This window comes from Mycolicibacterium brisbanense (assembly GCF_001570425.1).
Taxonomy (GTDB): Bacteria; Actinomycetota; Actinomycetes; order Mycobacteriales; family Mycobacteriaceae; genus Mycobacterium; species Mycobacterium brisbanense.
Genome location: NZ_BCSX01000056.1, coordinates 197,334 through 209,839, shown reverse-complemented (window position 1 = coordinate 209,839; position 12,506 = coordinate 197,334). Strand labels below are relative to the sequence as shown.

Below are 12,506 nucleotides of genomic sequence, written 5' to 3'. Positions count from 1 at the left end.
TGTTAGCTATGCCCCCGAGTGTCGGTCCGGACAACGCTCACCCGTCGCCTCGCGCCGATGTTGCTGCGCAACGTCCGCTGATGGTGCACAGCTGCAGCCGCCTCGGCCGCACCGCCAATCCGCCGGGTTTTTCGTTGCCGGGCTGGCTCCTGCCGGGCCGCCGCCGCTGAGCGGCGCATCAGCTTGAGCCGCTGAGCGGCGCATCAGGCATGGGCCGCTGAGCGGCGGTAAGCCTTCAACAGCGAACTCACGCACCGCGAGGCGGTGCGTGAGCTGGGCCGAGCGGCCCGTCAGCGGTTCTTGACTCGGCGGATGACGACGAACACCACCAGCAGGCCGGCGCCGGCCAGCGAAGCCGTCACGGCGGGCTTACGCAGGAAGCCGATCACCGCGGCTTTGGCGTCGTCGGCGAGCCGTTGCGGATTGGCGCGCTCGGCCAGGGAGTCGACAGTCAGCGCCAACTGATCGCGAGCCTGATCGATCTCGCGCTTGATGCTCTCCGGGTCCCGGTTCGCCACTGTGCTCCTCCAAGCCGCTCCGTGTCGTGCTGCCCTGCCGAACTACCCTAGATCAGCCTGCTCTGTATGAACGGCACCGGTCGACCAGAAGGGAATTTCGCGCATGCCGCCAACCCCGCGTCTCGAGGTGGGTGCCACCGCCCCCGCGTTCAGCCTGCCCGACGCCGATGGCAACGTCGTCAAGCTCTCCGACTACAAGGGCCGCAAGGTCATCGTGTACTTCTACCCTGCGGCGTCCACGCCGGGCTGCACCAAGCAGGCCTGCGATTTCCGTGACAGCCTTGCCGAGCTCAACGGCGCCGGTCTCGACGTGATCGGGATTTCGCCGGACAAACCGGAGAAGCTAGCCAAGTTCCGCGACAACGAGGGCCTGACGTTCCCGCTGCTGTCGGATCCGGACCGCAAGGTGTTGACCGCCTGGGGCGCTTACGGCGAAAAGACCATGTACGGCAAGACCGTTCAGGGCGTGATCCGCTCGACGTTCGTCGTCGACGAAAAGGGCAAGATCGCCGTTGCGCAGTACAACGTGCGGGCCACCGGCCACGTCGCCAAACTGCGCCGCGACCTATCGGTCTAGCTGCCCGAGCCGCTCCAGCAGCAGCGCCTCGGCGGTGGCAGCTTTCTCGAACACGCCTAGGTGCAGGCTCTCGTTGATGCTGTGGGCCTGGGTGGCGGGGTCTTCGACGCCGGTGACGAGGATCGTCGCGGCGGGGAACGCCGCGGCGAACTCGGCGATGAACGGGATCGAGCCGCCCATGCCCATGTCCACCGGATCGGTGCCCCATGCCTGCCGGAACGCGGCGCGGGCCGCGTCGTATACCGGACCGGTGGCGTCGATGGCGTACGGCTGTCCGACATCACCGGGCGTGACCGTCACTTGCGCGCCCCACGGGGTGTGCTTCTCCAGATGACGCGTCAACGCGTCGAGGTGCGCACGAGCATCGCCGCCGGGCGCCACCCGCATGCTGATCTTGGCGCGGGCGCGCGGGATGAGGGTGTTGGAGGACTTGTCGATCGGCGTGGTGTCGATGCCGATCACCGTGATGGCGGGCTTGGCCCACATGCGTTGGACCACTGAGCCGGAACCGATTTCGGACACTCCGTCGAGCAGTCCGGATTCTTCGCGGACCCAGCCCTCGCCGCGGTCGACGTCCGCGGCGGACGCCTCGTGCAGGCCGGCGACCGCGACGTTGCCTGCGTCGTCGTGCAGGCTGGCCAACAGCCGCACCAGCACGCTGAGCGCGTCCGGCACCACGCCGCCCCACAGGCCCGAATGCAATCCGTGGTCCAGGGTGGCGACCTCGACGACGCAATCCGCGAGCCCTCGCAGTGACACGGTCAATGCCGGGGTTTCGGTGCTCCAGTTGTCCGAGTCGGCGATGACGATGACGTCGGCGGCCAAGGCGTCACGATGCGCGTCCAACAGGGCTCCCAGTGACGGGGAACCCGATTCTTCTTCGCCTTCGACGAACACGGTCACGCCGACCGGCGGTGTGCCGTCGAAGGCCCGGATGGCGGCCAGATGCGTTGCGATACCGGCCTTGTCGTCGGCGGTGCCGCGACCGTAGAGCCTGCCGTCGCGCTCCTGCGGTTCGAACGGCGCGGAGTTCCATTGAGTGGGATCGCCTTCGGGCTGCACGTCATGGTGGGCGTACAGCAGCACCGTGGGGGCTCCGGCCGGCGCCGGGTAGTGGGCGATGACGGCGGGCGCGCCGCCTTCGCTGACGATCTTGACGTCGGGTAAACCCGCGTCGGACAACAGCTTTGCGACGGCTTCGGCGCTGCGGGCCACCTCGTCGCGGCGGGCCGGGTCGGCCCACACCGAAGGGATGCGGACGAGATCCTCCAGATCGGCCCGCACCGACGGCAACACCTGCTGTACCCGCTGCACCACGCCACTCATGGTGATGACACTAGCGGCACCGTCGAGCCCAGCGAGCGTGCGCGAAATGCTGACCAGACACGGCGTGTCGGGCAACAGACGCGCACGCTCGCGGTGCTAGGGCGGTGCTAGAGCGGCGGGTGCTAGGGCTCCTCGATGATCGCGACGGCGGCGGCGGTGTCCGCCTCGTGCGTCAGCGACACATGGATGGTCGTGTTCTCCAGGTGCCGGGCGATCTCACCGGACAGCCGGACCTTCGGACGGCCCCACATGTCGGTGACCACCTCGATGTCGCGGTGGATGTCCTCCGGCAGCACCGGCCGCTTGGAGAACCGCGAACCCGACCAGGCCTTGATCACCGCTTCCTTGGCGGCCCACCGGGCCGCCAGGTGCCGGGCCGCCGACGAACTCTTGTCCGCGGCGTCCCGGCGCTCACCTGGTGTGAACGTCTCGGCGAAAACCGTGCCTGGCCGATCAACCTGCTCGGCGAAATCCGGTATGGAAACCAGATCGATGCCTACTCCGACTATCGCCATGGGAGGAAACTTAGCTCACGCCCTTTGCTCTTCGCGCAAGCGCTCATCGGACATACACATCGCCTTCGCCGAGCCGGGCGTCCGCGTCGAGCAACATCGCCGCTTCCTGAGGCTTCTCTGCACCGTCGTGGTCGAACCGGCGGTCGGCGGGCTTTTCGTACATCGGACGCCCACCGGCGATGGCCGAAGCCAACCGGCGCTGACCGGCCAGCGTGCGCTGCTCGGCACGCTTGCGGTAGCTCTCCCGCTCGGCCGGGTCCAGCGACGCGATGAACGCCTCCGGATGGACCAGCGCGACCAAGCCCGACACGTGACCGAACCCGAGGCTGGTCACCAGACCGGCCTTGAGCGGGAACTTGCCGCGCAGATCCAGGGGCTCGCGCACCCAGACGAAGTGGCCGGAGGTGGCCAGTTCGTCATCGACGCAGTCCAGGCTGCGGTTCGGCGGGATGACGCCGTCGCGCAGGATCTGGCACAGACCCATCATCTGGAACACGGCAGCGCCGCCCTTGGCGTGCCCGGTCAGCGACTTCTGGCTGACGATGAACAGCGGCGCACCCGCCGAGCGGCCCATCGAATCGGCCAGCCGCTCGTGCAGCTCGGTCTCGTTGGGATCGTTGGCCAACGTCGAGGTGTCGTGCTTGGAGATCACCGCGATGTCGTCGGCACCCACACCCAGCTTGGCCAGCGAACGCGACAGCGCCGAGTCCTTGCCGCCGCGGCCCGCACCCAGGGCACCCAGGCCGGGGGCCGGGATCGAGGTGTGGACACCGTCGGCGAAGCTCTGTGCGTAGCCGACCACGGCCAGCACGGGCAGACCCATCTTGGCGGCCAGGTCACCGCGGGCCAGCAGGATGGTGCCACCACCCTGTGCCTCCAGGAACCCGAGCCGGCGCCGGTCGTTGGCCCGCGAGAACTTCGAGTCGCTGATGCCCTTGGCCCGCATCATCTCGGTATCGGCGGTGGCCGCCATGTCACCGAAGCCGATGATGGCTTCCAGGGTCAGATCGTCGAAGCCGCCGGCCACCACCAGGTCGGCCTTGCCGAGGCGGATCTTGTCCACGCCCTCCTCGACCGAGACGGCCGCGGTGGCGCAGGCGCCGACCGGGTGGACCATCGCGCCGTAGCCGCCGACGTAGGACTGCATGACGTGCGCCGCAACAACGTTCGGCAGCACCTCCTGCAGGATGTCGTTCGGCTTGGCCCGGCCCAGCAGGTTGCCGTGGTACATGGTCTGCATCGAGGTCATGCCGCCCATGCCGGTGCCCTGCGTGCTGGCCACCAGGCTCGGGTGCACCCAACGCATCAGCTCGGTCGGCGTGAAGCCCGACGACAGGAACGCATCGACGGTCGCCACGATGTTCCACAGCGCCACCCGGTCGATGGAGCTCGCCATGTCCGGGGTGATGCCCCACACCGTCGGGTCGAACCCGGTGGGGATCTGGGCGCCGACGGTCCGCGACAGCTTGGTCTTGCGCGGCACCCGAATCTCGGTGCCCGCCTTGCGGATCACCTGCCAGTCACCGGAGTCCGGCACCGGCCGGGCCACGGTGTGCTCGGGGTCGAAGGACACGAACGCCCGGGCGTCGGCCTCGCTGGACACGACGAACGAGAAGTCCTTGTCCAGGAAGACGCTGACCAGCAACGGCGAGGCGTGATCGGGATCGATCGCACCGTCGTCGACGAACTCGCGGATGCCGCAGCGCTCGACGACGGTGTCGTGGTAACGCTCCACGATCTCCGATTCGTCGACCAGCTCACCGGTTTGGGTGTCGTACCAGCCCGCCTTGGGATCGTCCTCCCACTTGACCAGTCCGGTCGTCCACGCCAGCTCCAGCACGCCGGCCGCCGACAGCTCGCCGGAGACCTCCATCTCGTAGCGGGTACGCGAGGACCCGTACGGGCCGAGTTCGGCACCGCCGACGATGACCACCAGATCCGCCGGATCCACGTCGAGGTCTTCGAACACGGGCGCGGGCGCCGGGGCGTATCCGCGCGGCGGCGACGGCAGTGCGGCGATCGTGCCAGGTGCCGCGTCGTCATCGGAATCGACTGCGGCAGAGGTCATTTCCTCGCGAGCCTTGGCGGCCAGCTCGGCCATGTCGATCTTGATGTCGCCGAGACCACCGGTCAGGTCGACCTTGATCGGCGCATTCGCCGCGGCCACCTTGGATTCCACCGTGCACAGGTCCAGCAGCATGGCCGCCATCTCCGCGCTGGTGTAGGTGGTCACGCCTGCCTCTTCGACAGCGCTCACGATGGCGTCGTTGTGACCCATCAGGCCCGTGCCCTTGGTCCAGCCGATCAGCGCGTGCGCCAGGGTGACCCGCTCGGCCCACGACTTCTCGGCGCTCCAGCGGTTGACCAGCGCGTCGAGTGCCGCCTTGGACTCGCCGTAGGCCCCGTCACCACCGAACATGCCGCGGTTGGGCGAGCCCGGCAGCACCACGTGCAGCCGCGAGGCGATGTCGCGCTCGGCACCGATCGTCGACAGGCCGCCGATGAGCCGCTGCACGGCCCACAACAGCACCTTCATCTCCATCTCGGAGCGCGAACCGGCCTCCGACAGGTCCCCGGCCACGCGGGGCGCGGCGAACGGGAACAGCAGCGTCGGGGTCTGCGCGTCCTTGAGGTGAATGGACTGCGGCCCAAGGCTTTCGACCTGATCGCTACCGACCCACTCCACCAGCTTGTCGATGTCGGAATAGGACGCCATGTTGGCCGGGACCACCCACAGCGTGGCACCGAAGCGGGCGTTGTCGCGGTAGAGCTTCTTGTAGAAGGCCAACCGGTCGTCGTCCAGACGCGAGGTGGTGGCGATGACGGTGGCACCGCCGTCGAGCAGCTGCCCGACCACCGCGGAGGCGATCGAACCCTTCGACGCACCGGTCACGACCGCGATCTCGTCGCGGTAGCGACCCAGACCGGGGTTCTCGGCGCCGGCCGCGATGCGACCGAACAGCGACGCGTGCACGTTGCGGCCCGCGGCGAGGGCCTTGCCCTGCCACCAATTCGCTTGCGTGGCAACCACATGCCCGGCACCTTCGAAGCGCTCGGACAGTCGCGGCCAATCCGCGTCGATATCGCCCTCGTCGGCCAGCCACAGCTTGACCAGGTCCTCGCGGGCGCTGGCCCACCGGTCGTCGAACACGACGGCCTTCTTGGCGTCGAACGCCGGAGCCACCAATCGCGGCCAGTCCGAACCGAGTTCGGTGGTCACGAGGTCGATCAGTTCGGCATCGGTGGCCGTCTCCGGGGCGGTGACGGCATTGTCGAGTCCGAGCTGCCCCAGGATGGTCCGGGCCGTCGCGGCAAGCACGCCGTCACGTCCGGTGACCTTCTCGGCGAACTCACTGAGCGCGGCCGAATCCACCACGCCGCCACCGGCACCGCCTGCCGACGGCAGGGACACCGGCACACCGCGTCGGGCACCGACCGCGGCCACGGCCGCATCGATCACCTTGTCGACACTGGCGGCGTCGGCCAGCGCACCCGGGTGCAGACCACCCAGATCGCCACCGCGCACGCTGCTGCCCTCGCGGGTTCCCAGCGCGACCTCGACGGTGACGTGCTTGGCCCAGCCGGGTCCCAGTTCCCAGGTCTTGGTGACCCGCTCGGTGATGTAAGCCGGACGCTTACCGGACGGCCCGAGGACGGTCCGCAGCTGGTCGTTGATGGCATCCGAGAGCACGGGACCGAACGGCTTGTAGGTACGGGCGAGCTTGCTCACCTGTCCCTTCAGCGCGCCCAGATCGGCTTCGGCCGCACCGTCGATGGCGCCGAGGTTCAGCTCGGAGCCCAGGTCGACCAGCAGCTGGTTGCGGCGCGACGAGGCACCGTCGGTGATCTGCTCGATGGAGTCCAGCGCCTCGATCTGGTCGATGCGCATCTTGGCCGAGAGCGCGATGAGCGCCACGGTCGCATCGGCGGCATCGAAGGTGATGTCGTCGGGCCGTGGGCCACCGGATGCGGCGACCGGAGCCGCCGCAGCAACCGGAGCTGCTTCAGCAGGAGCCGATGCGGCGGCCGCAGCCGCGGGGGCCTCGTCCACCTCAGGTTCCGGTTCCGGATCGGTGTCGGTGGCGAACAGCACGGCCGCGTCACGCTCGCTGTTGAGCACCTCGACGGTGCTGTGCGAGTACTCCGGCAGCTTGAGCGTGTTGGTGGCCAGGCCGGCGACCGTCGGGGCCGACTTCACGCCGATCTCGACGAACCGCTCGACACCGAGACCGCCTGCGGCCTCCTCGATGAACAGCAGGTCCTGCGTCTCGATCCAGCGCACCGGGCTGGCGAACTGCCAGGCCAGTAGCTCGATGACGATCTTGCGGCACAGCTCCTTGGGCTTCTCGTTCCGCCAGGTGTCGTAGTCGGCGAGGATCTCGTCGAGCGGCTCGGCCGGGACCAGATCGCGGATCTCCTGGATGAAGTCCTTGTCCAGGGTGAACGGCCGCGGCACCAGGTTCGGGATGTACTTGCCGATGATCAGCTCGGGGTCCTTGTCGCGCGGCATGACGCGCTCCAGGCTCCGGCGGAAGTCGTCGACGCCCACCCGCAGCACGCTGGAGTGGAACGGCACGTCGATGCCGGGAACCAGGATGAACGACCGGCGACCGCCGGAGATCTCGCGACGCCGCTCGACCTCTTCCTCGAGGGCTTCCAGACCGCGCACCGTACCGGCGATCGCGTACTGCGAACCACGCAGGTTGAAGTTCACGATCTGCAGGAATTCACCTGTGCGCTCGGCGATCTCGGCGACGAAGTCCTTGACGTCGGCGTCGTCGAGATCGATCTGCGACGGCCGGATCGCGGCCAGCCGGTAGTCCGACCGACCCTGTGCGTCCCGCTCGACGATGTCGTGCATCTTGCCGCCGCGGGCGAACACCACCTCGAGCAACGCTTCGAGCTCGTACACGCCGGACACACAGGCCAGCGCGGTGTACTCACCGACGGAGTGACCGCAGGCGATCGCACCTTCGACGAAGGCGCCCTGCTCACGCATCTCGGCGACCTGAGCCGCCGCCACCGTGGCCATGGCAACCTGGGTGAACTGTGTCAGGAACAGCACGCCATCCGGGTGGTGGTAGTGCACGCCGGAGGCGATGAGGCTGGTCGGGTTGTCCCGCACGACGTGCAGGACCGAGAAGCCGAGGGTCTCGCGGGTGAACTTGTCCGCCGAGTCCCACACCTTGCGGGCCGCCTTGGACCGGGCCCGGACCTCCATGCCCATGCCCTTGTGCTGAATGCCCTGGCCGGGGAACGCGTAGACGGTCTTGGGTGCGGCCAGCCGTGCGGTCGCCGACATCACCAGATCGGAGCCGATGCGCGCCTGCACTTCGAGAACCTCTGCGCCGACGTCGATTCCGACGCGGTCGACGCGGAAGTCGACCTGATCACCGGGCTTGACCATGCCCAGGAAGCGGGCGGTCCAGCCGATCAGCTTGGCCGGCGGAGCCGGCTTGCCGTCAGTGGCGGTGGCCACGTGCTGAGCCGCGGCCGAGAGCCACATGCCGTGCACGATGGGCGATTCCAGCCCGGCGAGCAGCGCGGCAGCCCGATCGGTGTGGATCGGGTTGTGGTCACCGGAGACCACGGCGAACGGCCGCATGTCGACCGGCGCGCCGATGGTGATGTCGCGGCGACGACGACGCGGGGTGTCGGTGGCGTTGTCGGAGATCGCGCCACCGGCCTTGATCGGGTCGGTCAGCTCGGCGTCGCCGGTCCGACCGCGGATGGCGAAGCGCTCCTCCAGCGTGGCCAGGACGGTCCCGTCGGCCGACTTCACCACCACCGAAACCGGGACAACCCGGCCGACCTCGGTGTCGTAGGCAGCCGAAGCCGTTGCGGAAACGGTCAATTCGGCGTTCTCGGTCGGCAGCGGAGCGAGCAGCTGCGCGGCGTGGTCCAGATGCACCAGGCTCAGCAGACCCTCGACGACGGGGAATCCGTCCTCGGTGACCGCCGATCCGATGGCGGCGAACACCGCGGGCCAGCAGCGGCCCACCAGCGCGTCGGGAACCACGGTCAGGGTCGGGGCCAGCGGGGCGCCGAAGGTCGCGGTCACGCCGGTGTGGTCGGCGACCGTCTCGGGATCCCAGGTGACCGTCACGGTGGCTGTCGAGTCGACGACCGGCGGCAGCGCGTCGGGGCCGCTGACACCGGCAGCGATGGCGAGCACCGAGCGCATCGCGGTCGAGGCGTCCTCGACCGAGACGATCGGGGCGCCGCCGCTGCGCACGGCGTCGGTCAGGCTGAACTTGATCTCGATCCAGGTACCCGAAAGCGGCACAGAGAGCACGACGTGCGTATCGTCGACGACCTCGAGCCGTGCACCGGTCGAAGCGTTTGTCGCCGAACGGTTTTCGTTGACCTGCCAGTCGGCGGGCGGGGCGATGCGGTGCACCGGGTTGGTGGCGGTACGCCCGGCCCACAGCACGTCGGGGGCGTCGAGCAGCACGGCCAGCGGGCCGCTGACGCCGGCGCGATGAGCGCGGCGGGACAGCACCGGCACCGGCTGGGCGCCTGCGGTCAGTGCCTCGTCGACGGCGGCCTGCTCGAAGCGGTCGAGCAGTTCGCCGACAGGCTCGTCGACGCGGGTGATGCCGGCGACGGCGGCAGTGCCGGGGATGACGCAGACCTGATCGGCCGAGTAGCGGGCGTCATGCGCCTGCCACAGCGAGTCGCTGCGCCACCAGCGGCGCACGTCCTTGTCGATGACCGGCACGAAGTTGACCGGCTTGCCCAGCGTCTTGCACAGCTCTGTGAAGAACGGGACGTCGGCCGGGTGCAGTTGCACCGACGCGGCATCCGGGTAGGCGCCGACGAGAGCGGCCAGCGCACCCTTCGGATCCTCCAGCAGCGCCTCGTTGTCGAACAGCGTCTCGATCGGACCGAAATCCTGTGCGTGCAAACGGGCCTCGGCGCGCTTGAGCATCTGCTCGAAGCGGTCCCGCCAGGTGATGTCGAGCCACGGCGAGTGATCACGCTTGGTGTCGGCGGTGCTGTTGCCGTCACCGATGGCCAGCTCCACGTAGCGGCGCAGCCACTGCAGGTAGGTCATCTCGGCGACATCGCCGAAGTACGGCTTGGCGGTGTTGGCCATGGCCGCGATGATCTCGTCGCGACGGGCCGCGACGGCGTCGGCGTCACCGGCGACCTCGTCGAGCAGCCGGCCGCACCGGGACGCGGTGTTGTCGATCTCGTGGATGTCGGCACCGAGCTGGCTGCGCCCGGATGCCATGCCGCCCTGGGCCTTTCCGGCACCCACCCACTGATCGGTGCCCTGCGTGGCGACCAGCAGCTCCTTGACCTGCGGGCTGGTGGTGGCCTCCAGGGCCGCCATCGCGGCGGTCCCGACGAGGATGCCGTCGACCGGCATCAGCGGGTAGCCGTGGCCGGCCGACCAGCGGCCGGACAGGTAGTTGGCGGCCTGCTCAGGCGTGCCGATGCCGCCGCCGACGCAGATGGTGATGTTGGACCGGCTGCGCAGCTCGGAGTAGGTGGTCAGCAGGAGGTCGTCGAGGTCCTCCCACGAGTGGTGGCCACCGGCGCGGCCGCCCTCGATGTGCACGATCACCGGCTTGGTGGGGGCCTCGGCGGCGATGCGGATCACCGAGCGGATTTGCTCGACGGTGCCGGGCTTGAAGACCACGTGGCTGATGCCCGCGTCGTTGAGCTCGTCGATCAGCTCGACGGCCTCTTCCAGATCGGGGATGCCCGCGCTGACGACCACGCCGTCGATCGGGGCGCCGGACTGCCGGGCCTTCTGGACCAGGCGCTTGCCGCCGACCTGAAGCTTCCACAGGTAGGGGTCGAGGAACAGGGTGTTGAACTGGATCGCGCGGCCGGGCTCCAGCAGCGTGGTGAGCTCGGTCATGCGGTCGTTGAAGATGCCTTCGGTCACCTGACCGCCACCGGCCAGCTCGGCCCAGTGGCCTGCGTTGGCGGCGGCCGCGACGATCTTGGCGTCGACGGTCGTCGGGGTCATGCCGGCGAGCAGGATCGGCGAGCGTCCGGTGAGCCGGGTGAACTTGGTGTCGAGCTTGACCGAGCCGTCGGGCAGCGACACCAGGGTCGGGGCGTAGCTGGACCACGGGCGGGCCACCTCGGGCACCGCGCCGATGGTGAACAGGTTGCGCTGGCCGCCGCGGGTGGCGGCGGGCACGATGCCGACGCCGAGGCCGCGGATGACGGGAGCGGTGAGCCGGGTGAGGATGTCGCCGGGGCCCAGGTCGAGGATCCAGCGGGCGCCTGCCTCGTGCACCTCGGTGATCTCGTCGACCCAGTCCACCTGCTCGACGAGGATGGCCTCGGTCATCTGCTTGGCGAGCGTGACGTCGAGGCCGACGGCCTCGGCCCAGCGACCGACGATCTCGATGCCGTCGGACAGGCGCGGGGTGTGGAAGCCGACCTCGACCTGTACCGGATCGAAGACCGGGGCGAAGACCGCGCCGCCGCGGACTTTGCTCTTGCGCTCGGCTTCTTCCTTCTCGGCGATCTGGTTGCAGTACAGCTCGAACCGCGACAGCTGCTCGGGCGTGCCGGTGATGACGACCGAACGACGGCCGTTGCGGATGGACAGCACCGGCGGCAGCACGGTGCGGACGTCCTGGGAGAACTCCTCGAGCAGTTCGTAGATGCGCTCGGGCTCGGCGTTGGTGACCGAGACCATCGGCGGGCGGTCACCCAGCACGGTGATGCCGCGCCGACGCGCCACGAGCGTGCCCGCGGCACCGATCAGCTGGGCCAGCGCCAGCAGCTCGACGTCCTTGGCACCGGCGGCCTTGAGGGCCTCGACAGCCAGCACGCCCTGGGAGTGCCCCACAACCGCCACAGGCGGCGTGGCGGTCAGGTCCATACCCTGACGGGCGAGCGCACGGATAGCGGCCATCTGGGTCAGCAGGACGCCCGGCACGGATACCGCGGCCGACGTCAGCTGCTTGGCCGACGGCACCGGCTCCTCGGAAGCCAGCGCACGCACCCACTGCAAGGGCTCGAAGCCGATGGGGCGGACCACGACCAGTTCGGCGGCGATCGGCTCGAGCAACAGCTCGGCCTCGCCGGCCAGGGTCGCCAACTCGGCCTCGATACCGGCAGAGGACACCAACTCTTCAAGGGTCTCCAGCCAGGCGCTGCCCTGGCCACCGAAGGCGACCGCGTAGGGCTCGCCAGCGTTGAGACGGTCGACGAGTGCCTGAGCGGAGTCGGCCGCGCGTCCGTCGGATCCAGACTCGTCGTTCCGGTCGGCGGACACTCGGTCGTGTTCGTAGATCGTCACTGGCGCTATCTCCTCGGTGCTGCTGGGGTGTTGTCGCGTACGGGTGGCCGTATGCCTGCCATGTCTGTCGGGGTCCCAGAGGGTGTCCCCCGGGCGTCAGGCCATCGGCGATTCAGCGTCGAATCCGGCCAGGGATGGCCTTCCGTCCGATTCGCACCCGGACGGTGGGCGTGCATCCCTGCCGTACTAAGACTGTCATAAGAATCCACGGGCATTTCCTCCGCAGATCGGTTACTGGCGAGTTCTACGCGTGGGTAACCGTCGGCTACGTAACACCGCGTCCGACAGTGGCAGAA

General features: G+C 69.0%; 5 protein-coding genes. 1 reads left to right on the top strand and 4 read right to left on the bottom strand.

Annotated features, from left to right (window positions below; translation table 11 throughout):
- Nucleotides 1-290 precede the first annotated feature (290 nt).
- Nucleotides 291-518 carry a DUF3618 domain-containing protein gene (locus RMCB_RS33715; protein ID WP_029371977.1) on the bottom strand — a complete coding sequence of 76 codons (228 nt, stop codon included), beginning with the start codon at nt 516-518 and terminating at the stop codon, nt 291-293.
- A 103-nt stretch (nt 519-621) separates the two neighbouring features.
- Between RMCB_RS33715 and bcp the strand changes: the two genes are divergently transcribed.
- Complete coding sequence (gene bcp, locus RMCB_RS33710) at nt 622-1,095, top strand: thioredoxin-dependent thiol peroxidase (RefSeq protein WP_029371976.1); 474 nt, start codon at nt 622-624, stop codon at nt 1,093-1,095.
- On the opposite strand, the gene RMCB_RS33705 is transcribed toward bcp, so the two are convergent.
- The 3 genes from RMCB_RS33705 to RMCB_RS33695 form a co-directional block, all read right to left on the bottom strand.
- Nucleotides 1,084-2,421, bottom strand: coding sequence for a dipeptidase (locus RMCB_RS33705; protein WP_062832199.1), 1,338 nt, complete (start codon nt 2,419-2,421; stop codon nt 1,084-1,086). The genes bcp and RMCB_RS33705 overlap by 12 nt on opposite strands.
- Nucleotides 2,422-2,543: 122 nt before the next feature.
- A complete protein-coding gene (gene acpS, locus RMCB_RS33700; protein WP_029371973.1) occupies nt 2,544-2,936 on the bottom strand; it encodes a holo-ACP synthase AcpS in 393 nt (130 codons plus the stop codon).
- Between the two features lie 43 nt (nt 2,937-2,979).
- Nucleotides 2,980-12,210 carry a type I polyketide synthase gene (locus RMCB_RS33695; RefSeq protein WP_062832198.1) on the bottom strand — a complete coding sequence of 3,077 codons (9,231 nt, stop codon included), beginning with the start codon at nt 12,208-12,210 and terminating at the stop codon, nt 2,980-2,982.
- Between the last annotated feature and the right edge of the window lie 296 nt (nt 12,211-12,506).

Bases quoted from the DNA above. Each gene is read 5' to 3' on its own strand.
- bcp (WP_029371976.1), top strand. From the start codon at position 622: ATGCCGCCAACCCCGCGTCTCGAGGTGGGTGCCACCGCCCCCGCGTTC.
- RMCB_RS33705 (WP_062832199.1), bottom strand. From the start codon at position 2,421: ATGAGTGGCGTGGTGCAGCGGGTACAGCAGGTGTTGCCGTCGGTGCGG.
- acpS (WP_029371973.1), bottom strand. From the start codon at position 2,936: ATGGCGATAGTCGGAGTAGGCATCGATCTGGTTTCCATACCGGATTTC.